The sequence below is a fragment of the Polaromonas sp. P1_F6 genome, assembly GCF_056405695.1.
Window position 1 is genome coordinate 18,387 of sequence record NZ_JBFUBQ010000008.1, and the last position, 26,606, is coordinate 44,992.

A 26,606-nucleotide genomic window follows, 5' to 3' on the forward strand; every position below is an offset into this window, starting at 1 on the left:
GATGTCGAGTTACCATTATGCCCATAGAATATGAAACTTTATTACCAAGACAATTTTTTACCATGAGTTTTGACCTCATCCTGTTTGGCGGCACCGGCGACCTGGTGTGGCGCAAGATCATGCCGGCCCTGTTCCAGGCCTTCCGCCACGGCTCGTTGCCGGAGGGCGGGCGCATTGTGGGCGTGGCGCGCGACGATTTGTCGGACGACCAGTACCGCGCGCTGATCAAGTCCCGGTTTGACAATGTCGAGCTGGCCAAGCGGCCGAGCGAAGAGGAGTTCTCGCGCTTCGCGGCGATGTTGGGCTACCTGCGCATGGACTTGTCCAACCCGGCCGACTATGCCGCACTGGCTGCGAAACTGCAGCAGCGGCCCGCCGACGTGGTGGTGATGTACGTGGCCACCGCGCCCAGCCTCTTCACCACGGTCTGCGAGCAGATCGCCGCCGCGGGCCTGAACGGCCCGCAGACGCGCGTGGTGCTCGAAAAGCCGCTGGGCCACGACCTGGCCTCCAACCGCGCCATCAACAAGACGGTACGCAGTGTTTTAAGCGAACAGCAGATCTTTCGCATCGACCACTACCTGGGCAAGCCCTCGGTGCAAAACCTGTTTGCGCTGCGCTTTGGCAATTCGCTGTTTGAACCGCTGTGGCGCCGCGAAACCATTGCCAACATCCAGATCACCATCGCCGAAGACCTGGGCGTGGAAAAGCGTGGTGCGTTTTACGACAGCACCGGCGCGCTGCGCGACATGGTGCAAAACCATGCGCTGCAGCTGCTGTGTGCCATCGGCATGGAGCCACCCATCAACTCGCACGCCGATGCCATCCGCGACGAGAAACTCAAGGTATTGCGATCGCTGAAAGCCTGGACGCCTGAAACGCTGAGCCAGCATGTGGTGCGCGGCCAGTACGCGGCCGGCAACATCGACGGCGAGGCCGTGCCCGGCTACCGCGACGAAAAAGGCGTGCCCCCTGACAGCAGGACCGAAACCTTTGTGGCCCTGCGCACCGAGATCGCCAACTGGCGCTGGGCCGGTGTACCGTTTTACATCCGCACCGGCAAGCGTCTGGCTGGCCGGGACGCGCACATCGAGGTGAACTTTCGCCCCGCGCCGCACGCGATTTTCAAGTCGGCGCTGGCCGGCTCCAATGTGGCCAACCGGCTGGTGATCAACCTGCAACCCAAGGACGGCCTGGAGCTGCACCTGCTTGCGCAGGGTGCCGACCAGCGCACGGGGGGCCGCGGCACGCCTTCACTGGCGCCGGTGCAGCTGGACCTGGATTTCGACAAACGCTTCGGCTCCGAGCGCGTGGGCGCTTATGAACGGTTGCTGCTGGATGTGATCGACGGGCGCTTGAATCTTTTCGTGCGCAGCGACGAGCAGGAAGAAGCCTGGCGCTGGGTCGAACCCATCATGGACAGCTGGAGCAACCAGGCGAGTGCGCCACGGCCTTATGCCGCCGGCACCTGGGGGCCTAGCGCTGCGAGCGCGATGATTGCGCGCGACGGCTATTGCTGGTCAGAGGAATGTTAGCCCCCACGGTCACTCACTTCGTGTGTTCCCTGCCCCCCGAGGGGGCCGCCCGCCTGCGGCCCGGCAAAGCCGGTTCCGCGGCTCATGCTGGTTGGAGCAAACGCCACGCGCCACTGGAGACATAGCCAATGCTCGACCGAATCAAGGCGTCCCTTCCCTCTCTTGCACCCGCCGAGCAACGCGTGGGCCGGTTGGTGCTGGCCGACCCGCGGGCATTTGCCAATTTGCCGATCACGGAGCTGGCGAGCCGCTCGCATGTGAGCAAGCCGACAGTGGTGCGGTTTTGCCGCAGCATGGGCTATGACGGGCTGTCGGACTTCAAGCTCAAGCTGGCGGGCAGCGTGAGTGAGGGCGTACCTTTCATCCACCGCAGCGTGGACGCGGACGACAAGACCGGCGACGTGATGGTCAAGGTGATCGACAACACGGTAGCGGCGTTTTTGAAATACCGCAACGATGCGAGTTCCGTAGCCGTTGAGCGGGCCGCCGACGCGTTGCTGGCCACGTACAACACCGGCAAGCGGATTGAGTTCTTCGGCGTGGGCAACTCGGGCATCGTGGCGCAGGATGCGCAGCACAAGTTTTTCCGCCTGGGCATCACCAGCATCGCCTACAGCGACGGCCACATGCAGGTGATGAGCGCCTCGCTGCTGGGGCCGGGCGATTGCGTGGTGGTGATTTCCAACTCTGGCCGCACGCGCGATTTGATGGACGCCTGCGACATCGCCCGCAAGAACGGCGCGACCACGATCGTCATCACCGTCACCGGTTCGCCGTTGGCCGCAGCCGGCAACATCCACCTGGCAGCCGACCACCCCGAGGGCTACGACCGCTACAGCCCCATGGTGTCGCGCCTGATGCACCTGATGATCATCGACATCCTGGCAACCTGTGTGGCACTGCGCATCGGCAGCAAGCTGCAACCGTTGCTTAAGGAAATGAAAAACAACCTGCGTAACAAGCGTTATGCCTGAGACGGGCACAGACAGGTGAGGCGCAGACGTGGCCTACGCCATCGCGCCTGTGATAACTGCCCCTTGGAATGTCAAGAAGAATTCGCCCGCAGCCCATAAAGGGTGTGCGCGAGCAGCTATTAAATTAATAGCAAATCAGCGCAGCGGCAGCGAGCGTTCGACAATTCCTGCAAACAGCGCCGAGCCCAGCGGCAGCACGCTGTCATTGAAGTCATAGCAGCTGTTGTGCAAAAAGCGGCTGCCCACGCCGCCCACGGTTCCGCCTTTGCCATCGGGCAATTGCTCGCCCTGGCCCAGGCGCAAGTAGGCACCCGGCTTGACCCTGAGCATGAAGGAAAAGTCTTCGGAGCCCATGCTGGGCTCAAGGTTGCGCACAACGTTCTCTGCACCCACGAGCTGTTCGGCGACGCTGGTGGCCAGCTCGTATTCGACCGGTGAGTTGATGGTGGCCGGGTAGATCCGTTCGTACTTGACGGTGGCCGTGGCGCCAAAGCCCTGTGCCACGGCGGCACACAACTCCTTGAGGCGCCGCTCGACCAGGTCCTGCACTTCCGGTTTGAAGGTGCGTACCGTGCCGACCAGTGTGGCATTGCCAGGCACCACACTCATCGCGCCCAGGTCGCCTGCCTGGACGGCGCAAATGCTGATCACGGCGTTGTCCATGGCCTTGACGTTGCGCGAGACGATGCCTTGCACCGCTGTGATGATGTGAGCGGCCACCAGCACCGGATCGACCGTGAGATAGGCGTGTGCCCCGTGGCCGCCCTTGCCGGTAATTTCGATGGTGATGCGGTCGGCCGCGGCCATCATGGGGCCGGGATTGATCCCGATGGTGCCAGGCTGCATCGCGGGCCAGTTGTGCATGGCGTAAATGGCCTGTATGGGAAAACGCTCGAACAAGCCGTCCTTGATCATCGCATCGGCCCCGCCACGGCCTTCTTCCGCGGGCTGGAAAACCAGCACCGCATCGCCGGCAAAATTGCGGGTCTCTGCGAGGTAACGGGCGGCGCCTACCAGCATGGTGGTATGCCCGTCATGCCCGCAACCGTGCATCAACCCGGCCTTGGCGGACTTCCAGCCAAACTCGTTGTGCTCTGTCATGGGAAGCGCGTCCATGTCAGCGCGCAATCCGATCATGGGCTTAAAACCAGGTTGACCGGAAGCCTTGACTGGCTGCTGACCTCTGATGACAGCCACAACACCTGTTTTACCGACACCGGTGTGCACCTCGTCTACGCCACATAACTTGAGCGCATGCACTACCCGGCTGGAGGTGTAAACCTCTTCAAACCCGAGTTCCGGGTGGGCATGCAGGTCGCGCCGGAAGGCGGTCAGTTCGGGGTGGTACTGCGCTATTTGCGCAAAGGCCCGGCCGGAGGCGCGAAGCGGCGAGGGGCGGTCGGGGTTTGCAATATCTCCCGCTGCGGCGGGCTGAATGGATGAAGCACTTGGAAGGTTTGCCGGAGCGCGCATGTCAGTGGAGTCCCGAGTTCAGCAGGTTAAATACTAGTCCTGAAGGGACAGCGGTGCAAATCCAGGGGTTTGTGAAACCTGCAGCAATTCCGGGGCCAGTGCCGGCGTGACCACGATGCTTGCGGTTTTGTTTTTGAGGCTGACGGGGCCATACCAGGCCTTGGTGATTTGGCGCGTGTTGTCGCTGTCAGTCATGATGGCGACACCGACCAAAGCGCCGGGCGGCTCGCCGAAGGCCTTTTGGTAGTCGGCACGAATGTCGCGCTGGTAGTCGAGCCAGCGATCAAGGCGGCCGGGACCGGATTCGATCACCACTTTGCGGATTCGGTCGGTCCGTGTATTGATGATCACGCTTTCTGGCGCGCTGTGAGAGCCCCAGACATACATGAGCGTCGCGTATGGTAGCGGCTCGCCTGTCAGTGCCAATGCAAGCTCTGAAAGCATGGCGTTCTTGGCCGAAAACTTCGACCTGTCACCTTCAAAGGCCAGGACCACACGCACGGGTGAATCATCGCTGTCACGTTGCGTCATGTCCGCACCCACAATCATCTTCGGTACCTTCCAGGAAAAGCCCAGGGTCCCAAGTTCTGCAGACTCTATACGCAGGTTCTGCCGCAGCATGCTGGCTGCGCTGTCGGATTCACCAAGAACGGCATTGCGCCCGTCCAGGCGAACGGCACGGTAACGTGTCGACTTCTTGCCCGGGAAAGTGCAGTGCTGCCACTTAACGGTATCTGCATCAGTGCTTGTAGACGACGCAGAAGTCCAGTCGACATTCGTGCTGGCTATAGGGGCGGAAGTCCCGAACCCCGCGCAGCCAGCGGCAAGAAACAGGTAGCCGGCAGCCAGCAAGCGCAACGTGCGAACGAAGAAACGGTGATGTGTCAGTGGCATTGAGCGTGGGGGAACAGCAATGAACCTGGTCAGTTGCGTCTTGTCTAAATATCAAGACCTTGGCATCTAACGCGGCAGATGCGAAAAAGTTTCACAAATTCCAACGACTCACAAAATCAAACGGCAGTTTCGTACATTTCTTCACAAAAAAAACCGCCCCGGGTTACCCCGAGACGGCTTTTAGATTCTCATCAAAAACTGGCTTAAGCCAGCTTCAGATTAGAACGTGTGGCGAACACCAGTGGCCAGCAGCGAACGCTTGCTGGTGGTAGCGGCATTCACGCCAGACTCAACCTTGGTGTTGATGTAGCCAGCGTACAGGGTCGTGCGCTTGGACAGATCGTACGTACCGAGCAGGCTGTAGCCCTTACCCTTGTTGGTAGAACCGCCGCCTTCGCTCTTGGCGCGCTCGTAGCCAATGGCCACGGTTGCTGCACCGAAGGGAGCGCTCAGGCCGATTTGGTACTCTTTGTCTTTGAGCGTGTTGTTCTTGGCGGTGTTGTAGCTACCCACCAGCTTGACAACGCCGAAGTCGTAGGTTGCGCCGAGCAGGTTGTACTTGCGCGAGTCAGCAACCGCAATGCCAGGCGTTGCGCCAACAGCAGGTCCACCGGTAGCGCCGGAGAACATGGTGGAACCAATGGCTTCTTTTTCACGCTGATATGCGTAACCGACCAGCAGAGGGCCGTTAGCGTACTTCAGCTGGATGCTGGAGCTGTTGGAAGCAGAAGCGGTAGCCGTCTTGTCTTCGCCAAAACCATAAACCACCGAGCCGCTGAAGCCGCCGAAATCAGGCGAGTCGTAACGAACAGAGTTGTTGGTACGGTTACTGTAGTCTTGAATGCCGGTGCCCCACACGGTGCCGGTCTGGGCAAAGGTGTTGGAGTCATAGGTATTGTTGGTTGCACCGCGGAGCGAGTCATAAGCGGTGTACTGACGACCCAGACGAACTTCGCCGAAGGAGCCTTTCAGGCCAACAGTTGCAACGCGACCAAACAGGATCGAAGCGGTAGAGTTAGCGCTGCCGCCGTTGTTGGCCAGAGCGCCAGTGGAAATGTCAAAACCGCTTTCCAGCGTGAACACTGCAGCCAAACCGCCGCCCAGATCTTCGCTACCACGCAGGCCCCAACGCGAGCTGCTCAAGCCGCTGCCATTGATCTGGCCTTGGCTAACTTTGGTTTCGGTACCAGCGGTAGACACTTTGGTAACGTTTTGGCCGATGTAGGCATCAGCAACGCCGTACAGGGTCACGGAAGATTGGGCATGCGCGACGCCAGCGGTTGCAGCGAGTGCAGCCAGGGCGATAAGAGTCTTTTTCATTGAGAGTTTCTCCAAGGTTAAACATAGGGCTCCGGCACGGGGACCATTTCAGACTTACGCCTTCATGGCACCACCAGAGACCCGGGCCAACCCCCGTTTCGGGAAGTTGGGTCTATTGCACCAGACTGGGCTTCAATTCGCAAAGGAATGCCCGAAAAAACAGTCAAGCCGTTGTGCTCAAGCCACAAATGGACGGTGACCCGTGGAAAAGAAACAACGCCAGCGAAAACCCGGGATTTCTGCTTGCCAGAACCTGGTTTTTTAGCCCGATTTCAGTCGACCCAAAAAAAAAGCCGTTTCACTGAAACGGCTTTTGATAAAACCCAGGCAAGCCCGGGTTTAGATCCAAACTGGATTAGAACGTGTGGCGAACGCCAACACCGTAGGTGCTGGTCTTGCGATCAGTCACACCAGCGCCGGTTTCCTTGCCGCTCTGAACACCAGCGTACAGGTTCGTACGCTTGGAGAGGGCATACAGACCAGCCAGGCTATAGCCGGTACGCTTCAGCTCGGAAGCACCAGCTGGGCGGGTGCTCTTGGAGCGGGCATAACCGCCGGACAGGGTGAACGTGCTGTTGACAGGGAAGTCAAGGCCAATTTGGTACTCGGTCGCTTTGTCCTGTGCCAAACCGGTCACGGGGGTGGTGCCGTTCTTCACAGTACCGTAAGCGCCGAGCAGCTTGACCACGCCGAAGTCATACGAACCATTCAACTGCGTGTACTTGATGGCAGTGCTGGCACCAGTGGCTTTTTCGGTCTGATAGGCCAAAGAAGCACCGATGGGGCCGTTTGCATAAGCAACGTTAAAGCTGGCGATCTYGCCGGCGCTGACAGTCGCGGTTTTGTTTTCGCCGAAGCTGTACATCGCAGCAGCAGAGAAACCAGCCAGGTCTGGGGTCTGGTAATAGATCGAGTTGCCAGGACGGTCCTGGTAGCTGTTGCTGGCCCACACGCTGGTGGAAGGCGCAAACAGGAGCGAGTCGAAGCCAGCGGCGCCGGAACCCTTGACCATGTCGTACGGGGTCCACATTTTGCCGAGCTTCAATTCACCGAAGCCACCAGAAAGGCCAACCCAGGACTGACGACCAAAGATTGCATTGGAGGTCGCGCCGGTATAGGGGTTGGTGTAGTTGTTTGCAGCACCGGTGCTGGGGTCAAAGCCGGCTTCCAGCAGGAAGTTGGCTTTCAGGCCGCCACCGAGGTCCTCAGAACCCTTCAGGCCGAAACGGCTGGTCTGCAGACCACCGCCGCTACCGGAAAAAGGATGGGCAACGTTCACGCCGGACTGGCTGACGCCGTTGTCCTTGACGGTACCAACCCAAGCGTCCACGAGTCCATAAACGGTCACGGTGGACTGGGCAGAAGCCATGCCGGAAACGGCCAGCACGGCCAAAGCAACTAGGCTTTTCTTCATCATTAGAAAATCTCCAAAAGGTGGAAAACAAACACTGCTACGAAACAAACATTTATAAGGGCTCAGTGACTACCCTTAGGCCAATTTAACCAAAGAGTCACAAATCACACAAAGCCTTATCTCTACTATTAGCAACGTTCATACCCGAATTGTTGGCCCCTAACAACGCATTGCATTTGCGCACGCTGGAGGTGCGCGCACGGATGCGCCGGCCGAACGAAGCCGTACGAGGGAAGTTTGCAGGTAGCCGGGGCAGACCGCCCCAAAGCAGGGCACCCGCCCCCAGATGCCCTGCCTTGGTGAAAAACACAAACCCAAGTCGTTTTCTATCTCCAGGAAGCGTTATGGCTAAAAAAAATCGAGCAAGAAGGGGGACAGGCTGGCGTAGTGCGGCATGAACCGTTGTAAACGCGAGTCACTCTGCTGCCGCCAACCCGCCAGTCGCCCCGGATTAGAGGTCAAACCCTAGCCACCGGTTGCGCATGGCTGCGTCGTTCTCCAGCCTCGCTTAAAACGATCTTCAGCATCAGAATTTGAGAGGGGAAACACAATTTCCTGGCAACCTCCCAAGGTTTGCCGCCAGCATCAGCCGGGGCAAGAAAACATCGGGTTTTCCCCTGTCGCAAAAGTGATACCCCCCGTATTGCCTCTCTTTACGGGCCGCCGCATCCCCACTAATCTTTGCTCCATCGAGTCAAGCCGGTGTGTGCATTTACGGCAATGACTGCGAAGGTTTTCCCTCAATTAAAACTCTCTGGAGACTCCATGAAAAAACTGACCCTCGTTGCAACTGCGATCATGGGACTGCTGTCCACTTCCGCCGCCATGGCACAAAGCACCGTAACCGTGTATGGCATTGTTGATGGCGGCGTCAACCATGTCACCGGCCTGCGAAGCGGATCGATCACCCACATTGCCAGCGGCATCATGGAGGGGTCACGCTTCGGCCTGCGCGGCACCGAAGACATCGGCGGCGGCTACAAGGCCATTTTTACGCTTGAGAACCGTTTTGAAGTCGACACGGGAGCCATGTCGAACTCAGCAGCCTCGGGGACTCAAATGCCCGATCGCATGTCTACCGCCGCAGGACTTGGCTTGAGCACGCTCCCTATTCCGGCGGCCTCGACGGCTGCGCTGATCAGTGCCGTGAATGCATCCATCGGAAGCACGATTGGTGTGAACCTGCCGGGTACCGCAGGCAGCCGGCTGTTTGACCGTCAGGCATTCGTGGGCCTGATCACGCCGGTCGGCGCGTTCACATTCGGCCGCCAGTACACCCCTGGCTACCTGGTAGGCGCCACCTTCGACGCCTCCCAGACCCAGTCCAGCCTGGCAGCCGGCCAGATTGCCAGCTTCCCGCCGGCTTTCGACATTCGTCTGAGCAACACGCTGCAGTACGGCATTCAGACGGGCGGCATCACCGCCGCGCTGATGTATGGCGCCGGTGAAGCGGCTACCGCAACCGTTGGCAACTCTGCCAGCCGTTTCTTCGGCGGCATGGTCATCTATAAAGGCACCGGATTCTCCGTCGGTTATGGCCACAACCAGCGCAACAACGAGCTCGGCCAAAAGTCGCTGGAAAACAATGTGCTGGGTGCGACGGTCGACGTGGGCCCCGGCACCCTGTACGGCCAGTACGCCACGATCAAGGATGAGAACCCGAGCGGTCTCTCCACCATCGGCGCAACCGTTACCACCGCTAGCGGCAGCGCGCTTGTAGGTGCAGCCTTTCAATCCGCCTACAACAATGCCTTCAGGCAGGACGCCAACCTGGCGCACATCGGTTACCGCATGACCAGCGGCCCACACACATGGGTTGTGGCGTACAACCGCCTTGATGACAAGCGCCCAGCAGATGCCGACACCAGCTCCTACGGCGTGACTTACACCTACGCGCTGTCCAAGCGCACCAACCTGAATGCCGTTCTGACCCGCTTCGACAACAAGGGTTCGGGCCAGGCAGCCCCCGGTGGCAACGGTTTCCTCGGCGGCGTGACGTCTTCTGCAGGCGTTGGCTCCACCAACATCGCCCTGGGTATTCGTCACACGTTCTAAAGATCAAGGTTGCGTCCGGATCCCGATCCGGCCTCCTTTTTCAAAAAGCCCCCGCATGGGGGCTTTTTTGTGGCCGTTTCCATTCCACCGGACGAGGGATAACATGGAACCATCCCGCCTCAAGAAATCGTCCCAAAAGAACCGAAGCACCATGACCACCGCACTCGATACCGCGCTCAATGCCGCCGACGGCGCCCTGCGCACGCTTTTTGCCGCCCCGCGCGCCAGCCGTACCTGTCCCACCGTGCCTGGTGAAAAAACCGAGCTTGCCGCGCAGGACAAGGTGCGTTCAGGCGCGCTGATGCGCGTCAACCATGTGGGTGAGGTCTGTGCGCAGGCCCTGTACGCCGCGCAGGCCCTGGGTACCCGCGACCCGGCCCTGCGAGAGCACTTCCTGCAGGCCAGCCGCGAAGAGGGTGACCATCTCGCCTGGACAAAAACCCGGCTCGACGAACTCGGCGCCCGGCCTTCCCTCCTCAATCCACTCTGGTACGCCGGCGCCTTCGGCCTGGGCCTGGTCGCCAGCCGGCTCGGTGACCGCCTGAGCCTGGGTTTTGTCGTGGAGACGGAGCGCCAGGTTGAGGCCCACCTGGCAAGCCACCTGGAGCGCCTGCCGGCCGGCGACCACGAGTCGCGCGCCATCGTGGCCCAAATGAAAGACGATGAAGCGCTGCATGCACGCGAGGCCGAGCAGGCCGGCGCGCTGCAATTGCCCGAGCCGGTCAAGGCCCTGATGCGCTCTGCGGCACGCGTCATGACGACAACGGCGCACTACATCTGAAAGATTCCGCTGAAGCGCAAGCTGATGCAGGTCCAGCAGCTATAAATTTGATAGCTGCTTGCGCCCGACCACAAAGGGCTTGCGGCCAAAATCATCTCAAGCCTCTATGACCTCAAAGCTGGTCGTGATCTCTGCTGTTTTCGCCAGCATGATGGTGGCCGAGCAGTATTTGTCGTGGCTCATGGCGACCGCACGTTCCACTGCGCTGGTGGCCAGGCCACGCCCTGTGACGACAAAATGCATGTGGATTTTGGTGAATACCTTGGGGTCGACAGGCGCCCTTTCAGCACTCAATTTGACCGAGCAGCCCCGAACATCCTGGCGGCCACGCTTGAGGATCAGCACCACGTCGTAGGCTGTACAGCCACCGGTGCCGGCCAGCAAGGTTTCCATGGGCCGGGGTGCCAGGTTGGCGCCGCCGTTTTCCGGTTTGTCGGCATCGGGCGCGCCGTCCATCACCAGGGTATGGCCGCTGCCGGTCTCAGCCAGAAAGCTCATGCCGGAGCGCGATCCTGTGACCGCCGTCGGGCCCGTCCAACTCACCGTGCATTCCATGAATCTCTCTCCTCATGCATAAAATTTATGATTAAACCGTGAAAAATGTCGAATTTACGCCACAAGATATTGTGCAGCGCAACATCGGCCCGCTATACTGAAATCATCGCATCAAGATCAGTTGTCCGGCAACTCAGGGTCTTTTTGCACCGGTTGTCTCCTCCACCTCCTCTAAGGGTGGATTTACAGGCCCAGACTGCAAAGTCTGGGCCTTTTTTCTTGCCCACTATGATGTCAGGCTGCGAGAAAAACATGCCAACCCACACCAAACAAGCCACACGCCCTGCTCCCAAAGTTGCCAAAGCCACCAAAGCTTCCGGGAAATCTTCCGGCAAAACGTCGAGGCCCGCACTGAAACCAGCCGACTACCTGAAAAAGATCTTGACGGCACGGGTCTATGACGTGGCGGTGGAATCCAATCTGGAGCCCGCGAAAAACCTGAGCCTGCGCCTGAAAAACACCGTGCTGCTCAAACGCGAAGACCAGCAGCCGGTGTTCAGCTTCAAGCTGCGCGGCGCCTACAACAAGATGGCTCACCTGAGCCCCGAGCAGCTCAAAAAAGGCGTGATTTGCGCCTCTGCCGGCAACCATGCGCAGGGTGTAGCCATGAGCGCGCAAAAACTCGGCAGCCGCGCGGTGATCGTCATGCCGACAACCACGCCGCAAATCAAGATTGATGGCGTTCAAGGCTGGGGCGGCGAAGTGGTGCTGCACGGTGACAGCTATTCGGATGCCTACGCCCACTCGGTGAAGCTGCAAAAAGAGCAGGGCCTGACTTTCGTGCATCCGTTCGACGATCCGGACGTCATTGCCGGCCAGGGCACGATTGCAATGGAAATCCTGCGTCAGCTGCAAACCCTGGGCTCGCGTCGACTGGACGCCGTGTTCGTGTCGATTGGCGGCGGGAGCCTGATTTCTGGCGTGGCCAACTACATCAAGGCGGTGCGTCCCGAGATCAAGGTGATCGGCGTGCAGATGAACGACTCGGACGCGATGATTCAGTCGGTGGCGGCGAAAAAACGCGTCACGCTGACCGACGTGGGCCTGTTTTCGGACGGCACGGCAGTGAAGCTGGTGGGCGAGGAAACCTTTCGCATCAGCCGCGAGCTGGTTGATGAGTTCATCACTGTCGATACCGATGCGGTATGCGCCGCTGTCAAGGATGTATTTGTCGATACCCGTAGCATTGTCGAGCCTGCCGGCGCGCTGGCTGTGGCCGCCATCAAGCAGTATGTAGCCCAAAACAAGACCCGGGGTGAAACCTACGCCGCGATTTTGTCCGGCGCCAATATGAACTTCGATCGCCTGCGCTTTATTGCCGAGCGGGCCGAGGTCGGCGAGGAGCGCGAAGCGCTATTCGCCGTGACGATTCCCGAAGAGCGCGGCAGCTTCCGGCACTTTTGCGAACTGATCGGCGAGCTGCCCGGCGGGCCGCGCAGCGTGACCGAGTTCAACTACCGCATCAACGACGACGCCAAGGCCCATGTCTTCGTGGGCCTGACCACTTCGGCCAAGGGCGAGAGCAGCAAGATCGCCGCGAACTTCTCGCGCCACGGCTTCAAGACACTGGACCTTACGCACGACGAGCTCGCCAAGGAACACATCCGCCACATGGTGGGCGGGCACAGTGCGTTGTCCAAAGACGAGCGCCTGCTGCGCTTCATCTTCCCGGAGCGGCCGGGCGCGCTGATGAAGTTCCTCTCCAGCATGCGGCCGGGCTGGAACATCAGCCTCTTTCACTACCGCAACCAGGGCGCCGACTACGGCCGCATCCTGGTGGGCCTGCAGGTGCCCAAGGCCGACAACAAGGCCTTCAAGGATTTTCTGGACACGCTGGGCTACCCTCACGTCGAGGAAACCGCCAACCCTGTCTACCGGCTGTTCTTGCAGAGCTGACCGCAAAGCTGACCGTAGAGCCGACAAGCCCATCCGCCATGAGCCCACAGGCCGCACCCCCGCCAACACCCGCCCAGGCCGACACCTCGGTGTGCCCCCGCTGCGGCGCCGGCCTGCGCTGCGGCATGGCGGCAGGAGACGCTGAATGCTGGTGCGTGCAACTGCCGCACATCATGCCCGTGCCCTCTGAACGAACTCCCCAACCGGAAGGCAGTGCGCTGTCGTGCTTCTGCCCCGCCTGCCTTAAACAAATCACCGATGAACGCATCCGACTTTCCGCCCCTTCTCCTGCCCGCGATTGAGCCGACTGCCGACCTCACGCTGGAGGCCAGGCTACGGCACAAGATCGACCACAAAACCAAGCCACTGGGCGCGCTCGGCCTGCTCGAAAGTGTGGCACTGCAGCTGGGCCTGATCCAGCAAAGCGAGAACATCACGCTGCAAGCTCCCCAAATGGTGGTCTTCGCGGCCGACCACGGCATCGCCGCCGAAGGCGTTTCGGCTTTTCCACAAGCGGTTACGGTGCAAATGGTCGGCAACATGCTGGCCGGCGGCGCCGCCATCAACGTCTTCGCGCGCCAGCACGGCTTTGCCCTGCACGTGGTGGATGCCGGCGTGGCCGCGGACTTGCCCGCGCACCCGCAGCTGCTGCAGCGCAAGATCGCCCACGGCACCCAAAACATCTGCAGCGGGCCTGCAATGTCACACCTGCAAACCCTCGCCGCGCTCACGGCGGGCATGGACATCCTGCAAGCGCTGCCCGGCAATGTGGTGGCGTTTGGCGAAATGGGCATTGCCAACACCTCGCCTGCCGCCCTGTTGCTGGCACGTCTTGCCGTCATCAGCATCGACGACGCCACGGGGCGCGGCACCGGCCTGGATGACCAGCAGCTGCAACGCAAACGCGCCGTGCTGGCGCGCGCGCTGGCCCRTCACCCCGACGCAACGCAGCCCCTGGATGCATTGGCCGCCCTGGGGGGCTTTGAAATCGCCATGATGGCCGGCGCCATGCTCCAGGCCGCCAGCGAGCGCCGCGTGGTACTGGTCGACGGCTTCATCGCAGGGGCGGCAGCACTGGTGGCCCGCTCGCTCGCTCCCGCGGTGCAGGGCTACATGGTGTTTTGCCACCGTTCCGACGAGCACGGCCATCGCCTGCTGTTGGCGCACCTGAAAGCCCAACCGCTGCTGGACCTGGGCCTGCGCCTCGGCGAAGGCACGGGCGCGCTGCTGGCCTGGCCGCTGGTGCAATCGGCGGCCGGCTTTCTCAATGAAATGGCGAGCTTTGACTCTGCCGGTGTGAGCGGGCGGGAAGACGCATAAACCACCATGGGCCTCGCATGACATCCATCACCCTGTTTGTCCGCGAGTTCCTGCTCGCCGTCCAGTTCTTCACGCGCATCCCTATCACAGGGCGGCTGGCCGCCTGGGTGGGCTACAGCCCCGAGTTGTTGCGCGCCAGTGCCGGCCACTTCCCTGGGGTCGGCATTCTGGTGGGCCTGTTTGCCGCCGCCGTGTACGCGCTGTTTCATGCGGTGTTACCCGACACCACGTTCTCGCCGCTGGTGGCCGCGGCGTTTTCCACTGCCGCGACCGCGCTGCTGACGGGCGGCTTCCACGAAGACGGCCTTGCCGATGTAGCCGACGGCCTGGGCGGCAGTCACGACAAAGGCCGTGCGCTCGAAATCATGAAAGACTCGCGCGTGGGTGCCTTTGGCGCCATGGCGCTGGTGCTCGCCCTGCTGAGCAAGGTCGCGCTGCTGGCCATCCTCGGCTCGGTCGAAGGCGCGCCCGCCGGCTGGGGTGACTGGGAGGAAGCCCCCTTTGGCAGCTGGTATGTCTGCGCCGCGCTGTGCACGGGCCACATCATGTCGCGCGGCCTGCCGCTGCTGCTGATTTACCTGCTGCCGCACGTGGGCGACACCGCCCAGTCCAAATCCAAGCCGCTGGCGGACCAGATCTCCCCCGGCAGCCTGCTGGTGGGTTTTTCCTGGTGCCTTGCCGCGCTGGCACTGGCCACCTTCGTGCTCGACGTCATGAACCTCATCGTCGCCTGCAGCTTTTCCGTGCTCGCACTGCTGTGGATGGGCCGCCTCTTCAAACGCCGGCTGCAGGGTTTTACCGGCGACTGCCTGGGCGCCACCCAGCAGGTTTGCGAAATCGCTTTTTACCTGGGCCTGGCCATCAGTCTATGACCATGGCTGCCGCTGTTGCCACAGTACGTCCAGCACATGCTGCATCGCGCGCTCCACCGGGCCCGCGCGGTGCGCGATGCCCAGCGGCCGCCACAGCGCGGGGCGCAACGGAAGCATGCGGATGCGCGGGTCAAGCGGCGTGGTGGACGATGCCTCGTGCGGCAGCAGCGTGGCGCCGTAACCGGCGGCCACCAAACTCTTGATGGCGTCGTTGTAGTTGAGCTGAATGCGCGCCTTGGGGTGCTCCCCCGCCAGTGCGAACCACTCAGCGGTCAACCGCGACAGGCTGGTGCCCAAATCGTTGAGAATCAGGGGCTGAGCCGCCAACCACTTCGGCGTAACACGCTGGGGTACAGCCCAGGGCGACGGCACGAAGGCCATCACCGGATCCCGCCGCCAGGGCTGCACCTTCACCCCTTGCGCCGTCGCCTGCGGCAGCGCCACCAGGCCCACGTCGAGCGATCCATCCGCCAGGCGCGTCATAGTGTCCTGCGAAGTGAGCACTGCCACCTGCACGTCGATGCCGGGGTGGTTCCGGCCCAGCACCTCCAGGGCCTGCGGCAGCAAGTGGGCAATCGCGCCCGTGGAGGCTCCTAGCCGCACACGGCCCGCCAACCCCTGCACCTGCCGCTGAACTACATCCATTGCCTCGTCCGCATCGGCCAGTAGGCGCCGCGCCCGTTCAATCAGTGCCTCGCCCACGCCCGAGGGACGCACTTCACCGCGCTTGCGCACCAGCAGAGGGGCGCCACACAGCGCTTCCAGGTCGGCTACGTGCAGGCTCACCGTGGGCGCCGCCAGATGCAGCACGCGCGCGGCTTCGGCGAACGAGCCCAAGTGTGCGATGGTGACCAGCGTGCGCAGCCGGTCCAGGTTGAGTTCGCGCATGACGTTCAGTAAATCTGATGCTGATGGTTATGAAATTCAACTTTTCAAATTCTAAGGTGTCGCTGAAGATTCGTCATTCTTCTTTCTTTGGCTCGAGCCATTCACCCCACCAGGAGCACCGCATGAGCGCACCCCTTGTTTTCATCGATGGCGATCAGGGCACCACCGGCCTGCAGATTCACGAACGCCTGCAAGGCCGCAATGACCTGAGCCTCCTCACGCTGCCCGAGCAGGACCGTAAGGACCCAGCGCGTCGTGCAGAAGCCATTAATGCCTGCAACATCGCGCTGCTGTGCCTGCCCGACGGGCCTGCACGCGAAGCAGCGGCCTCCATCGTGAATCCGGCCGTGCGCGTGATCGATGCCAGCTCCGCGCACCGCACCGATCCGCAGTGGGTCTACGGACTCCCGGAAATGAGCTCGGAGCAGTCCCGGCGCATCGCCAACGCGCGGCGCGTCACCAACCCCGGCTGCTATCCCACGGGCGCCATCGCCCTGCTGCTGCCGCTAGTGAAGGCTGGCCTCGTGCTCGCCGACCATCCGCTGGCGATCCATGCGGTGTCGGGCTACTCCGGCGGCGGCCGCGCGCAGGTGAATGCGCATGAAGGTGCGGATGCATCGCATGCGCCCATGTTCCAGGTGTACGGCCTGGGGCTGGCCCACAAGCACATCCCCGAGATCCAGAAACACGCAGGCCTGATACAGCGGCCCTTCTTCCTGCCGGCTTATGGCTCGTTCCGCCAGGGCATCGTGCTCACGATCCCGTTGCTGTTGCGGCAGTTGCCAGCGGGCGTCACTGCCGATCAGTTGCAAGCCTGCCTGCATCAGCACTACGAAGGCTCCGTACATGTGGAGGTGATGGCGCAAAAGAACGTTCAGGCCACGCAGCACCTGGACCCGCAGGCGCTCAACGGCACCAACCTGCTGCGGCTGGCCGTGTTCGCCAACCCGCAGCACGGGCAAGTGCTTCTGGCCGCCGTGTTCGACAACCTGGGCAAAGGCGCCTCGGGTGCGGCAGTGCAGAACCTTGACCTGATGCTGCAGCACGCCGCTTAGCGGCTTGACGGCACAGCAAGTTCGGCGAGGGGTGTCACAGACAGCCGGTTCTGCAAGCAGTTCCAGAGATCGCCCCACGGTGGCGCAGAGGCTCGCCGCGCCGGCGCCTGTGCCGCTCTAGAATAGACCACGGGGCATGGCGGACCCTTATCGCACGGATCGCACAGCATGCACTCCGCCATTCTCCAGCCACCGCAGCAGCCCCTCTCCATGACCACCGCATCACTTCCGTCCACCGCCACCATGGTCCCCGTGCAGGAGCAGCAGATCATCTGCACCGACCTGCAGGCGCTGCCCGACCAAGGCTGTCAGTAAGCCATGAAGCTCTGGCTGGCCCGCCACGCAACACCGCTGGTTGAAGCCGGCATTTGCTACGGCCGGCAGGACGTAGCGGCCGATGCGGCGGCCACCGTCGAATGCGCGCAAGCGCTAGCCAAGCTGCTTCCCGCCGGCACACGGGTCGCCCACTCCCCTTTGCAGCGATGTGTGCAGCTGGCGCAAGCATTGCGCGAACTGCGCCCCGACCTGGCTTGCACCAGCGACCCGCGGTTGCAGGAGATGGACTTTGGTGCCTGGGAAGGCCGCGCCTGGCAGGACATCACGCCCGCCGAACTGCAAGCCTGGACGGACGGCTTTGCCCAATACGCCGTGGGCGGCAGCGGCGAAAGCACCCACCAGGTCATGGCACGCGTCGCTTCGGCCTTTGACGAGTTGCAAGGCCAGGCCGACACACTGTGGATTACCCACGCGGGCGTCATACGCGCCGTGGAACTGATTGGCCTTGGCGTGCGTCAGATCATGCACGCCAGCGACTGGCCTCTAAAAGCTCCGGCCTACGGCCAATGGTGCACACTGGAGCTGGTATGAACACCCCCGTTGCTTGCTCACTTCGTGTAGCCGCCTCCCCCCTTGCAGGGGGCGATGCCTGCGGCCTGGCAAAGCCAGTTCCGCGGCATCTGCTGGTGTTGCGCCGCGTCTGGGCAATTAGCGCTAAGAAGCCATCTCAACAAACGAACTGAAACGGCAAGGCAAAAAATGGCAGCAACTCTGGATGGTCAGCTCGTGGTGGCGATCTCGTCACGCGCGCTGTTTGACTTTGAAGAAGAAAACCAGGTTTTCGAAACCGGCATGACGGCCGAGCCCGTGCCCGGTGCAAAAAAAGACGCGGCTTACATGAAGCTGCAACTCGAGCGCCTGGATGTTCCGGCCAAGCCCGGCGTAGCATTTTCGCTGGTCAAAAAACTGCTGGCCTTCAACGAGGTACCCGAAAGCGCCGGGGAAGCGGCCAGTCCCACTGCACCCACCCAGCGCGTCGAAGTCGTGATCCTCTCGCGCAACGACCCCGTCTCCGGCATGCGGGTTTTTCGCTCGGCCCAACATTACGGCCTCAAGATAGAACGCGGCACCTTCAACCGCGGCGAGGCGCCCTGGCGCTACCTCAAGCCCCTGCACGCCAATCTTTTCCTGTCCGCCCATCTGAGCGATGTACGTGACGCCCTGCTGGCAGGCGTGCCGGCCGCGCAGGTGTATCCGCATTCGGTGCGCGCCAGCGATGCACACCCCAACGAAGTGCGCATCGCCTTCGACGGTGACGCGGTGCTGTTTTCGGACGAAGCCGAGCGCGTCTTCCAGGCACAGGGCCTGTCAGCCTTCCAGCAGCACGAACGCGACAAGGCCACACAGCCGCTGCTGGCCGGCCCGTTCAAGCCCCTGCTCGAAGCACTGCACCGCCTGCAGCAGGTCGGCACCTCGCACATGCGCATACGCACCGCCCTGGTCACCGCCCGCAGCGCGCCCGCGCATGAACGCGCCATCCGCACGCTGATGGACTGGAACATCGAGGTCGATGAAGCCATGTTCCTGGGGGGTCTCGCCAAAGGCGAATTCCTGCGCGAATTCGAGCCCGACTTTTTCTTCGACGACCAGACCGGTCACGTGCACTCCGCCTCGCAGCATGTGCCCTCGGGCCACGTGGCCAGCGGTGTTTCCAACCAGCTTTCCTGAGCCGCGAAAGGGCTTTCATGAATCCGTCCAGTCTTTTCGCAAAATTTGCCGCATTCAGTCTTTTTGCCAGGCGGATAGCCGCACTGGCCGCCCCTTACTTCCGGTCCGAAGAAAAATGGAAGGCACGCGGCCTTCTCGTGGCCATCGTGCTGCTCAACCTCGGCACGGTTTACATGGCAGTGCAGTTCAACGACTGGTACCGCGTGTTTTATGACGCACTTGAAAAACGCGACCAGATCGTCTTCTGGCAGCAGATGGGCCGATTCAGCTATCTGGCCTTTGGCGCGATCATCATCGCCGTCTACAAGTTCTACCTGACACAGTTGCTGCAAATGCGCTGGCGCGCGTGGATGACACGCGACTACCTGCGCCGCTGGCTGTCGCACCACGCCTTCTACAAGATGGAGCTCGCGCGTTATTCGGCGACAACCGACATCAACGCCAGCCCGGACAACCCGGACCAGCGGATTCAGGAAGACGTGCAGTCTTTCACCACCTCCACGATCACACTGAGCATGGGCCTGCTCAATGCGGTCGTGACGCTGGTCAGTTTTGTCGGCCTTCTCTGGGTTCAGTCGGGTCCGCTGGACTTCACCCTGGGCGGAAGCAGCTATTTCATCCCGGGTTACATGGTCTGGGCCGCGGTGGCCTATTGCCTGGTCGGCAGCGTGCTGGCGCATTACATCGGTCGGCCACTGATCAAACTCAACTTCTTGCAGCAGCGCTACGAAGCCAATTTTCGCCACCACATGGTACGGGCGCGTGAATACAGCGAATCCATTGCGCTGGACCATGGCGAGGCGGTGGAGCGCAGCCAGCTCGATGGTCGTTTCACGACGGTGCTGGCGAACTACCTGAACCTGATACGCGCCAACAAAAAACTCATCTGGTTCCAGAGCTTCTTCGGCCAGGCTGCCTTGATTTTTCCGTTCCTTGTTGCGGCACCTCGCTTCTTCGGCGGAGCAATCCAGCTTGGCCAGCTGATTCAGATTTCCTCGACCTTCGGCAAGGTTCAGGACTCACTCAGCTGGTTTGTGGATAACTACGACAATCTCGCCAGCTGGCGCGCGACAACAGATCGCCTGACAAGCTTCGAAGACAGCATGATTGCGCAGGCAAAAGACAACGTCGGCCTGGTCACCAGTGCGTCCACATCGCTCACGTCGAGCGACCTCAATCTGGCCCTGCCGACCGGAACCGTTCTCCTGACAGGCGTCGAACTGCATGCCGACGCCGGCGATCACATTCTGCTCAGAGGCCCTTCCGGCAGCGGAAAGTCCACCCTTTTTCGCGCTTTGGCAGGCATCTGGCCGTTTGCCACCGGCCGTATCGCCCGACCTGAAAACGCCATGTTCATCCCGCAGCGTCCGTATTTCCCGAACGGCTCCTTGCGCGATGCACTGGCTTACCCCGAACTGGCGGCAGGCTACACCGACGACACACTGAAGCAAGCCCTCAATGAAGCCCTGCTGCCCGACCTGGCCGCACGGCTGGACGAAGAAGACGCCTGGAGTCAAAAGCTTTCTGGCGGTGAGCAACAGCGCCTCTCCATCGCTCGGGTATTGCTGAAGAAACCCAAATGGATTTTTGCGGACGAAGCCACCAGCGCGCTCGATGAGGCAGCTGAAAAAACGCTGTATGAACGTTTGCTGGCGCTCGTCAAAACATCGGGAGGCGCGATCATCTCGATCGCCCACCGCCCCAACGTGGCAGCCTTTCACAACAAGACCTGGGCTTTCGAAAAGCTGCCCGAAGGCTCACCCGCGCTGTTCACGCTGAACCAGCGTGCCGCACAGGAAGCGCCCTGAATGCCCGAGGAAGCTTCAAGAACCCCCGAGCCGGTAACGGCTGAATCCCTCTCCGCCTGGGCGCCCATCAAGCGCCCGGTGTTCCGCATGCTGTGGAGCACCTGGCTGGTCGCCAACATCTGCATGTGGATGAACGATGTGGCGGCCGCATGGATGATGACCTCCATGACCACCTCGCCCCTCTGGGTGGCGCTGGTGCAGTCGGCTTCCACACTGCCGGTTTTCTTGCTCGGGCTGCCCAGCGGCGCACTGGCCGACATCCTGGACAGGCGCCGCTACTTCATCATGACGCAGTTCTGGGTGGCGGTGGTGGCCACGCTGCTGTGCATCGCCGTGATTTCCGATGTCATGACGCCGCCGCTGCTGCTGGCGCTGACCTTTGCCAACGGCGTGGGCCTGGCCATGCGCTGGCCGGTGTTTGCCGCCATCGTGCCCGAGCTGGTTCCCCGCGTGCAGTTGCCCGCCGCGCTGGCGCTCAACGGTGTTTCGATGAACGCGTCGCGCATCGTCGGCCCACTCGTTGCCGGCGCTTTGATTGCCGGCGCCGGCACCGAATACGTGTTCGTACTCAACGCCGTGCTGTCGGTCATTTCGGGCTTTGTCATCATGCGCTGGCGGCGCGACCACGCGCCCAGCCCGCTGGGGCGCGAGCGCCTGGTCAGCGCCATGCGCGTCGGCCTGCAGTTTGTGAGCCAGTCGGCGCGCCTGCGTGCGGTGCTGCTGCGCGTGGCCATTTTCTTTTTTCACTCCACCGCCCTGCTGGCTTTGCTGCCGCTGGTGGCGCGCGGCCTGCACGGCGGTGACGCCGGCACCTTCACGCTGCTGCTGGCCTCCATGGGCACAGGCGCCATCATCGCGGCGCTGAACCTGGCGCGGCTGCGCCAGATGATGCCGCGCGACGTGCTCGTAATGCGATCGACACTCCTGCAGACGGCATCCACCGCCGCCATGGCTTTCGCGCCCAATGTGTATGTGGCCGTTCCGGCCATGCTGCTCAACGGCATGGCCTGGATAACCTGCGCCAATTCGCTCAGCGTGTCGGCCCAGCTGTCATTGCCCGACTGGGTGCGCGCGCGCGGCATGTCGATGTACCAGATGGCCATCATGGGCGCCAGCGCAGCGGGTGCGGCGCTCTGGGGCCACGTGGCAGGCCTCACCAGCGTATCCACCGGCCTGCTGATGGCTGCCGCCAGCGGCTCGATCGTGATGATGGTGGCGCAGTACCTCGTGTCGGACCTCAGCATTGAAGAAGACCTGACGCCGTCGCGCCAGTTCAAGGCGCCAGTGGCTGAAGAGCCACCTGGTGCAGGCCGCGTGGTGGTGAGGATTCACTACCAGATAGACATGGCGCGCGCCGACGATTTTCGCGCGCTGATGCAGGAAAGCCGCCGCAGCCGCCTGCGCCAGGGCGCGCTGGAATGGGAACTGCTGCGCGACGTCAACAAACCCGGCCACTACATCGAGCAGATCATTGACGAGTCATGGACCGAGCACCTGCGCCGCTTTGACCGCGTGACGGCCAGCGACGTGGCGCTGCGCGAACGCAAACTCGGATTTCACCTGGGCGAAGAACCCCCGCTTGTCACCCGCAGCATCGTCGAGAGTTAGGCCCCCACGGTCGCTCACTTCGTGTAGCTCCCTGCCCCCCGAGAGGGCCGCCCGCCCGTGGCCCGGCAAAGCCGGTTCCACGGCTCATGCTGGCTTAAGAGTTCATTGGGCGCGACCAGTGGGGGCCGCGGAACCGGCTTTGCCGGACCGCAGGCGCCGCCCCCTCGAGGGGGGAACAGGCTACACGGAGTGAGCCTGGACGGGGGTGGTTTTATAGCCCGCATAGCCCCGCGCCCGCAATTCGCAGGCCGGGCACGTCCCGCACCCATAGCCCCAGGCATGCCGGTGCACGCGATCGCCGAGGTAGCAGGTGTGGGTGTGTTCCACGATCAGGTTGACCAGCGCTTCGCCGCCGTTGGGCTCGCCGGATTTTTCACCGATGTCATGCGCCAGCCGCCAGGTGTCGGCCTTGTCGATCCACATCAACGGCGTCTCGATCAGGAAGCGTTTGTCCATGCCCAGCGACAACGCCAGCTGCATGGCTTTCATGGTGTCGTCGCGGCAATCGGGGTAGCCCGAAAAGTCGGTTTCGCAAACGCCGGTGACCAGCACCTGCAAATCTCGCCGGTAGGCCAGCGCGGCCGCCAGCGTGAGGAACAGCAGGTTGCGCCCCGGCACAAAAGTGTTGGGCAGGCCCGAGCTTTCCATCTTGAAAGCGACGTCACGTGTCAATGAGGTGTCGCTGACCTGCCCGAGCACCGCGAGATCCAGCAGGTGGTCTTCACCAATCTTGTGGGCCCACTGTGGAAACTGCTGTTTGATTTCGCGCAGCACATTGAGCCGCGCCTCCAGCTCCACCTTGTGGCGCTGGCCGTAGTCAAACGCCACCGTCTCGACACGTTCGTATTTCGACAGCGCCTGCGCCAGGCAGGTGGTGGAATCCTGCCCGCCGGAAAACAGCACCAATGCAGAGGTATGCATCCGCCCTCTCCTTCTTTACAGCAGCTTGCGCTTGGCCAGGCTTTTCATCAACGCCGAAATGCCGAAGGTCCACGGCGCGGCCTTGTCGGAGGTGGTGACGCGGTTGACCAGGCTGCCCAGCTGCGGCGTGGCCACCGTCACCACATCACCCACCACGTGGGTAAAGCCCTGGCCGGGGCCATGGCGGTCTTGCGTGGGCGCAAACATGGTGCCCAGGAAGAGCATGAAACCGTCAGGGTACTGGTGGTTGGGGCCAATGGCCTGCGCCACCAGGTCCAGTGGGTCGCGGCTGATTTTCTTCAGCGAGCTACCGCCCTTCATCACAAAGCCCTCAGGTCCCGTCACGGTGATGCTCAGGTCGCTGCTGCGTACATGGTCGATGGTGAAGCGCTCGTCGAGCAGGCGGATGAAGGGGCCGATCGCGCACGAGGCGTTGTTGTCTTTGGCTTTGCCCAGCAGCAATGCGCTGCGGCCTTCGAAGTCGCGCAGGTTCACGTCGTTGCCCAGCGCCGCACCCACCGTCTCGCCACGCGAGTTCACGGCCAGCACGACTTCAGGCTCGGGGTTGTTCCAGTCGCTGCCCGGATGTATGCCCACTTCGGCGCCCGTGCCGACCGCGCTCATCGGCTGGCTCTTGGTAAAGATTTCCGCGTCGGGGCCAATGCCCACTTCCAGGTACTGCGACCACATGCCTTTTGCGATCAATACGTCTTTGAGTTGGGCGGCTTCGGGTGAGCCGGGCTTGATCTTGCCCAGGTTCTCGCCGATCACGGCGATCACCGCCTTGCGCGCCTCGTCAGCCTTGCTGGCGTCGCCGCCGGCCTGTTCTTCAATCACGCGCTCGAGCATCGATTCGACAAACGTCACGCCCGAGGCTTTCAGTGCCTGCAGGTCGCATGGCGCCAGCAGCCAGGGCAGCTTGGTGTCATGTGCATCCTCAGCGGAATTGGCCAGCACTTCGGCCGTGCCCGCCAGTCGCGGCAGCTTCGCCGCAGCGGCCCGCACAACCCTGGCGACACCCGGCAATTCCAGCAGCTGGCTGGCGGTTGGCGCAACGCTGGAAAGGTCGTACACACCGTCGGGTGTGACCAAGGCCAGCACCGGGCCAGTGCCTTCTATCCAGACACGCCCCACCAGCAAGGCATCAGCGGCGTCAACAGGCAGGGTGGAAGCAGGGCTCAGGGAGTTTTTCATGATGTTGGAAGGGAAGAACAGGAAGGGCAGCACACAAAAGCGTATGAAGCTGTCAATAGTACAAGGAAGTACGAAAAGCCCAGGCGCCCCGCTGAGGGTTGAGGAAAAGCGCACGCACACGTCTCGGCCCCAAGCGTGCGCCGCTACACTAAAACGCACCCGCTTGCGGAACACTGCCTTCATGCCACCCGGGAGGCAGCCAAACCTTCACACCCCTGATTTTTAAGCGAAATATGCCTCTATCCCCCGAAAAACTTGCGCAGGCAGCTATCGAATTAATAGCAAGGCGAACCACGGGAAAGGCGGGCCCACGCTTGCCCGACAGCTGCCGTCCTGTCGACCTGGAAGACGGCTGGCAGGTGCAGCAGGAAGTCACCCGCCGGCTGGGCCAGCCGGTGGCCGGCTGGAAGGCTTCACCGCCCAGCCCCGGCAAGCTGGTGGCCGCCCCCATCTACCAGCCCGCCCTCAACCATGCAGCGATCTGCGCCGTCCCCTTTCCCTTGGGTGCCACCGCCGTAGTGGTTGAACCAGAGCTGGCTTTTGTGCTGGCCAAAGACCTGCCCCCGCGCGCACAGCCCTACACCGAGGCCGAGGTGGATGCAGCCATTGGTTCCGTCCATGCCGCACTGGAAATCTGCGCCAGCCGCTACACCGACCACAGCAGCCTGCCTTTTCCCGAACTGCTGGCCGACGGCATCGTCAACAACGGCCTGTGGCTGGGGCCAGAACTGTGCGGGCCCGATGTGGCGGCATTTGAATTGACCTGGCAAGTCGCCGGGGAGCCCGCGCAAACCGCCGAAGCGACACACCCGAACGGCGACCCACGCACGCCGCTGTACTGGCTGGCCAATTTCCTGCGCGAACGCGGCATCGGCCTGCTGGCGGGCCAGGCGGTGATCACCGGCTCCTATGCCGGTGTACTGACGTTGCCCCTCGGAAAGCGCACGCAGTTTGACTACGCGGGCCTGGCCCGGTTTGAGGTGGAATTTCGCGGCGCGTAACCTGAAGTAAATAGGTCAGAAAAGGGACGGAAATGGCCAGGCGCCTCAGCCCGGCTTGCTAAGCTGTGCGCCTCGATTCTCCAATCCCGCCAACAACGACGGAGCCGCCATGCAAGTCCTTCACCACCAACAATTCGCCCAACTCCACCAGGCGCCCCACGGCGTTTTGCTGCTGCCTAATGCCTGGGACGCTGCCAGTGCCAAAATCTTTGAAGCTTCCGGTGCCAAAGCCGTGGCCACCAGCAGCGCGTCTCTGGCCTGGGCCTGCGGCTATGCCGACGGCGGCGCCTTGCCGCCCGACGAGTTGCTCGATGCCGTCGCCCGCATCACCCGTGTCTTGAGCCTGCCGCTGACCGTCGACATGGAAGACGGCTACAGCGAGAGCCCCGCCGAGGTAGGCCGCCTGGCCGCCGAGCTGGTCGCCGTGGGTGCGGCGGGCATCAACCTCGAAGACGGCAGCGGCGCCCCAGCCCTGCTGGCCGACAAGATCAAGGCCATACGCAGCACACTCAAAGGCGCACCGCTGTTTATCAATGCCCGTACCGATGTTTACCTGCGCAAGCTGAAAGTCGAAGGCACACCGGCGCAGGCCAGCATCGCCCGCCTCAAGCTGTACCAGCAAGCCGGGGCGGACAGCGCCTTTGTACCCGGCCTCACGGCGTTGCCGGAGGTCAAGGAAATCTGCGCGGCTGTCAGCCTGCCGCTGAACCTGATGGCCATGCCCGGGCTGCCGGCCATTGCCGAGCTGCAAGCCGCCGGCGTGCGGCGCGTCAGCGTAGGGCCGGCGCCTTTCCAGGTGGCTTATGAACACGCCCGAACCAGCGTCGAGGCCTTGCTGAAACAGGACCTGTCTCCGCTGCTCGGCCCCAAGCTGGACTATTCGGCGATGAACACCTTGTTGAACACGCCACGCTAGAGCGCACAGGCGCTTGCCCGCTATCGCCTGTATTCCTTTGGGGATCAGGCGATTTTTCATTTATTTCATCTTTTTTTGAAGGCAGGCGTCACAACGCGTCACAAACGGCAAAGCTGAATCGT

Annotated in this window: 24 protein-coding genes; 16 read left to right on the top strand and 8 right to left on the bottom strand. The window is 62.1% G+C overall.

Annotated features, from left to right (window positions below; all coding sequences use genetic code 11):
* The first annotated feature begins 62 nt into the window (after window positions 1–62).
* Together zwf and AC1DY9_RS19315 are read left to right on the top strand one after the other, a co-directional pair.
* Entirely contained in the window at window positions 63–1,535 is a 1,473-nt protein-coding gene (zwf, locus tag AC1DY9_RS19310; RefSeq protein WP_457282601.1) for a glucose-6-phosphate dehydrogenase, read from the top strand.
* Window positions 1,536–1,663: 128 nt separating this feature from the next.
* Complete coding sequence (locus AC1DY9_RS19315; RefSeq protein ID WP_457282600.1) at window positions 1,664–2,509, top strand: MurR/RpiR family transcriptional regulator; 846 nt, start codon at window positions 1,664–1,666, stop codon at window positions 2,507–2,509.
* A 135-nt stretch (window positions 2,510–2,644) separates the two neighbouring features.
* Here AC1DY9_RS19315 and AC1DY9_RS19320 read toward each other — a convergent pair whose 3' ends face one another.
* The 4 genes from AC1DY9_RS19320 to AC1DY9_RS19335 form a co-directional block, all read right to left on the bottom strand.
* The gene (locus AC1DY9_RS19320) at window positions 2,645–3,982 is read right to left on the bottom strand and encodes a M20 aminoacylase family protein (protein WP_477667366.1); all 1,338 of its coding nucleotides are present in this window, start codon (window positions 3,980–3,982) and stop codon (window positions 2,645–2,647) included.
* Between the two features lie 33 nt (window positions 3,983–4,015).
* On the bottom strand, window positions 4,016–4,876 hold the full coding sequence (locus tag AC1DY9_RS19325; RefSeq protein ID WP_477667367.1) for a DUF3047 domain-containing protein: 861 nt from the start codon (window positions 4,874–4,876) through the stop codon (window positions 4,016–4,018).
* A gap of 219 nt (window positions 4,877–5,095) precedes the next feature.
* The gene (locus AC1DY9_RS19330) at window positions 5,096–6,196 is read right to left on the bottom strand and encodes a porin (protein ID WP_477667368.1); all 1,101 of its coding nucleotides are present in this window, start codon (window positions 6,194–6,196) and stop codon (window positions 5,096–5,098) included.
* 355 nt (window positions 6,197–6,551) lie between these two features.
* On the bottom strand, window positions 6,552–7,613 hold the full coding sequence (locus tag AC1DY9_RS19335; protein WP_477667369.1) for a porin: 1,062 nt from the start codon (window positions 7,611–7,613) through the stop codon (window positions 6,552–6,554).
* Between the two features lie 762 nt (window positions 7,614–8,375).
* Here AC1DY9_RS19335 and AC1DY9_RS19340 point away from each other — a divergent pair.
* Together AC1DY9_RS19340 and coq7 are read left to right on the top strand one after the other, a co-directional pair.
* The gene (locus AC1DY9_RS19340) at window positions 8,376–9,665 is read left to right on the top strand and encodes a porin (protein WP_457282595.1); all 1,290 of its coding nucleotides are present in this window, start codon (window positions 8,376–8,378) and stop codon (window positions 9,663–9,665) included.
* 151 nt (window positions 9,666–9,816) lie between these two features.
* Window positions 9,817–10,446, top strand: coding sequence for a 2-polyprenyl-3-methyl-6-methoxy-1,4-benzoquinone monooxygenase (gene coq7 / locus AC1DY9_RS19345; RefSeq protein ID WP_457282594.1), 630 nt, complete (start codon window positions 9,817–9,819; stop codon window positions 10,444–10,446).
* A gap of 96 nt (window positions 10,447–10,542) precedes the next feature.
* Here the strand turns inward: coq7 and AC1DY9_RS19350 are convergent, their stop codons facing one another.
* Complete coding sequence (locus tag AC1DY9_RS19350; protein ID WP_457282593.1) at window positions 10,543–11,001, bottom strand: OsmC family protein; 459 nt, start codon at window positions 10,999–11,001, stop codon at window positions 10,543–10,545.
* A 252-nt stretch (window positions 11,002–11,253) separates the two neighbouring features.
* Here AC1DY9_RS19350 and ilvA point away from each other — a divergent pair, with 252 nt between their 5' ends.
* From ilvA to AC1DY9_RS19370, 4 genes are all read left to right on the top strand, one after another.
* Window positions 11,254–12,897, top strand: coding sequence for a threonine ammonia-lyase, biosynthetic (ilvA, locus tag AC1DY9_RS19355; RefSeq protein ID WP_477667370.1), 1,644 nt, complete (start codon window positions 11,254–11,256; stop codon window positions 12,895–12,897).
* Between the two features lie 125 nt (window positions 12,898–13,022).
* Window positions 13,023–13,199 carry a cysteine-rich CWC family protein gene (locus AC1DY9_RS19360; protein WP_477667450.1) on the top strand — a complete coding sequence of 59 codons (177 nt, stop codon included), beginning with the start codon at window positions 13,023–13,025 and terminating at the stop codon, window positions 13,197–13,199.
* Window positions 13,156–14,217 (top strand): nicotinate-nucleotide--dimethylbenzimidazole phosphoribosyltransferase, encoded by a 1,062-nt coding sequence (gene cobT, locus AC1DY9_RS19365; RefSeq protein WP_477667371.1) that lies wholly within the window; start codon window positions 13,156–13,158, stop codon window positions 14,215–14,217. Before AC1DY9_RS19360 ends, cobT begins: the two co-directional genes overlap by 44 nt.
* A 17-nt stretch (window positions 14,218–14,234) precedes the next feature.
* Complete coding sequence (locus AC1DY9_RS19370) at window positions 14,235–15,089, top strand: adenosylcobinamide-GDP ribazoletransferase (protein WP_457282589.1); 855 nt, start codon at window positions 14,235–14,237, stop codon at window positions 15,087–15,089.
* Here AC1DY9_RS19370 and AC1DY9_RS19375 read toward each other — a convergent pair.
* Complete coding sequence (locus AC1DY9_RS19375) at window positions 15,084–15,977, bottom strand: LysR family transcriptional regulator (RefSeq protein WP_477667372.1); 894 nt, start codon at window positions 15,975–15,977, stop codon at window positions 15,084–15,086. The genes AC1DY9_RS19370 and AC1DY9_RS19375 overlap by 6 nt on opposite strands.
* Window positions 15,978–16,099: 122 nt before the next feature.
* Here AC1DY9_RS19375 and argC point away from each other — a divergent pair, with 122 nt between their 5' ends.
* The 6 genes from argC to AC1DY9_RS19405 all read left to right on the top strand — a co-directional run bounded on the left by argC (window position 16,100) and on the right by AC1DY9_RS19405 (window position 22,452).
* Window positions 16,100–17,032, top strand: coding sequence for an N-acetyl-gamma-glutamyl-phosphate reductase (gene argC, locus AC1DY9_RS19380; protein WP_457282587.1), 933 nt, complete (start codon window positions 16,100–16,102; stop codon window positions 17,030–17,032).
* Between the two features lie 168 nt (window positions 17,033–17,200).
* The gene (locus tag AC1DY9_RS19385) at window positions 17,201–17,347 is read left to right on the top strand and encodes a hypothetical protein (RefSeq protein ID WP_457282586.1); all 147 of its coding nucleotides are present in this window, start codon (window positions 17,201–17,203) and stop codon (window positions 17,345–17,347) included.
* A 3-nt stretch (window positions 17,348–17,350) separates the two neighbouring features.
* Window positions 17,351–17,899 carry a histidine phosphatase family protein gene (locus tag AC1DY9_RS19390; RefSeq protein ID WP_457282585.1) on the top strand — a complete coding sequence of 183 codons (549 nt, stop codon included), beginning with the start codon at window positions 17,351–17,353 and terminating at the stop codon, window positions 17,897–17,899.
* Window positions 17,900–18,067: 168 nt separating this feature from the next.
* Window positions 18,068–19,036 (top strand): 5'-nucleotidase, encoded by a 969-nt coding sequence (locus AC1DY9_RS19395; RefSeq protein WP_457282584.1) that lies wholly within the window; start codon window positions 18,068–18,070, stop codon window positions 19,034–19,036.
* A gap of 17 nt (window positions 19,037–19,053) precedes the next feature.
* Complete coding sequence (locus tag AC1DY9_RS19400) at window positions 19,054–20,844, top strand: ABC transporter ATP-binding protein/permease (protein ID WP_477667373.1); 1,791 nt, start codon at window positions 19,054–19,056, stop codon at window positions 20,842–20,844.
* Window positions 20,845–22,452, top strand: a complete 1,608-nt coding sequence (locus AC1DY9_RS19405; RefSeq protein ID WP_457282582.1) for an MFS transporter — start codon at window positions 20,845–20,847, stop codon at window positions 22,450–22,452.
* A gap of 180 nt (window positions 22,453–22,632) precedes the next feature.
* Here the strand turns inward: AC1DY9_RS19405 and queC are convergent, their stop codons facing one another.
* Both queC and AC1DY9_RS19415 read right to left on the bottom strand, forming a co-directional pair.
* Window positions 22,633–23,373: a 7-cyano-7-deazaguanine synthase QueC gene (gene queC / locus AC1DY9_RS19410; protein ID WP_477667374.1), complete on the bottom strand. Its 741-nt coding sequence runs from the start codon at window positions 23,371–23,373 to the stop codon at window positions 22,633–22,635.
* A gap of 15 nt (window positions 23,374–23,388) precedes the next feature.
* Entirely contained in the window at window positions 23,389–24,567 is a 1,179-nt protein-coding gene (locus AC1DY9_RS19415; RefSeq protein ID WP_477667375.1) for a fumarylacetoacetate hydrolase family protein, read from the bottom strand.
* 233 nt (window positions 24,568–24,800) lie between these two features.
* Here AC1DY9_RS19415 and AC1DY9_RS19420 point away from each other — a divergent pair, with 233 nt between their 5' ends.
* Entirely contained in the window at window positions 24,801–25,568 is a 768-nt protein-coding gene (locus AC1DY9_RS19420) for a 2-keto-4-pentenoate hydratase (RefSeq protein ID WP_477667376.1), read from the top strand.
* Window positions 25,569–25,677: 109 nt separating this feature from the next.
* Complete coding sequence (locus AC1DY9_RS19425; RefSeq protein ID WP_477667377.1) at window positions 25,678–26,484, top strand: isocitrate lyase/PEP mutase family protein; 807 nt, start codon at window positions 25,678–25,680, stop codon at window positions 26,482–26,484.
* Window positions 26,485–26,606: the final 122 nt, after the last annotated feature.

What these genes read in the sequence shown, in the direction of transcription:
- zwf (WP_457282601.1), top strand. Translation starts at nt 63, where the DNA reads ATGAGTTTTGACCTCATCCTGTTTGGCGGCACCGGCGACCTGGTGTGG.
- AC1DY9_RS19315 (WP_457282600.1), top strand. Translation starts at nt 1,664, where the DNA reads ATGCTCGACCGAATCAAGGCGTCCCTTCCCTCTCTTGCACCCGCCGAG.
- AC1DY9_RS19320 (WP_477667366.1), bottom strand. Translation starts at nt 3,982, where the DNA reads ATGCGCGCTCCGGCAAACCTTCCAAGTGCTTCATCCATTCAGCCCGCC.
- AC1DY9_RS19325 (WP_477667367.1), bottom strand. Translation starts at nt 4,876, where the DNA reads ATGCCACTGACACATCACCGTTTCTTCGTTCGCACGTTGCGCTTGCTG.
- AC1DY9_RS19330 (WP_477667368.1), bottom strand. Translation starts at nt 6,196, where the DNA reads ATGAAAAAGACTCTTATCGCCCTGGCTGCACTCGCTGCAACCGCTGGC.
- AC1DY9_RS19340 (WP_457282595.1), top strand. Translation starts at nt 8,376, where the DNA reads ATGAAAAAACTGACCCTCGTTGCAACTGCGATCATGGGACTGCTGTCC.
- coq7 (WP_457282594.1), top strand. Translation starts at nt 9,817, where the DNA reads ATGACCACCGCACTCGATACCGCGCTCAATGCCGCCGACGGCGCCCTG.
- AC1DY9_RS19350 (WP_457282593.1), bottom strand. Translation starts at nt 11,001, where the DNA reads ATGGAATGCACGGTGAGTTGGACGGGCCCGACGGCGGTCACAGGATCG.
- ilvA (WP_477667370.1), top strand. Translation starts at nt 11,254, where the DNA reads ATGCCAACCCACACCAAACAAGCCACACGCCCTGCTCCCAAAGTTGCC.
- AC1DY9_RS19360 (WP_477667450.1), top strand. Translation starts at nt 13,023, where the DNA reads ATGGCGGCAGGAGACGCTGAATGCTGGTGCGTGCAACTGCCGCACATC.
- AC1DY9_RS19370 (WP_457282589.1), top strand. Translation starts at nt 14,235, where the DNA reads ATGACATCCATCACCCTGTTTGTCCGCGAGTTCCTGCTCGCCGTCCAG.
- AC1DY9_RS19375 (WP_477667372.1), bottom strand. Translation starts at nt 15,977, where the DNA reads ATGCGCGAACTCAACCTGGACCGGCTGCGCACGCTGGTCACCATCGCA.
- argC (WP_457282587.1), top strand. Translation starts at nt 16,100, where the DNA reads ATGAGCGCACCCCTTGTTTTCATCGATGGCGATCAGGGCACCACCGGC.
- AC1DY9_RS19385 (WP_457282586.1), top strand. Translation starts at nt 17,201, where the DNA reads ATGCACTCCGCCATTCTCCAGCCACCGCAGCAGCCCCTCTCCATGACC.
- AC1DY9_RS19390 (WP_457282585.1), top strand. Translation starts at nt 17,351, where the DNA reads ATGAAGCTCTGGCTGGCCCGCCACGCAACACCGCTGGTTGAAGCCGGC.
- AC1DY9_RS19395 (WP_457282584.1), top strand. Translation starts at nt 18,068, where the DNA reads ATGGCAGCAACTCTGGATGGTCAGCTCGTGGTGGCGATCTCGTCACGC.
- AC1DY9_RS19400 (WP_477667373.1), top strand. Translation starts at nt 19,054, where the DNA reads ATGAATCCGTCCAGTCTTTTCGCAAAATTTGCCGCATTCAGTCTTTTT.
- AC1DY9_RS19405 (WP_457282582.1), top strand. Translation starts at nt 20,845, where the DNA reads ATGCCCGAGGAAGCTTCAAGAACCCCCGAGCCGGTAACGGCTGAATCC.
- queC (WP_477667374.1), bottom strand. Translation starts at nt 23,373, where the DNA reads ATGCATACCTCTGCATTGGTGCTGTTTTCCGGCGGGCAGGATTCCACC.
- AC1DY9_RS19415 (WP_477667375.1), bottom strand. Translation starts at nt 24,567, where the DNA reads ATGAAAAACTCCCTGAGCCCTGCTTCCACCCTGCCTGTTGACGCCGCT.
- AC1DY9_RS19420 (WP_477667376.1), top strand. Translation starts at nt 24,801, where the DNA reads ATGCCTCTATCCCCCGAAAAACTTGCGCAGGCAGCTATCGAATTAATA.
- AC1DY9_RS19425 (WP_477667377.1), top strand. Translation starts at nt 25,678, where the DNA reads ATGCAAGTCCTTCACCACCAACAATTCGCCCAACTCCACCAGGCGCCC.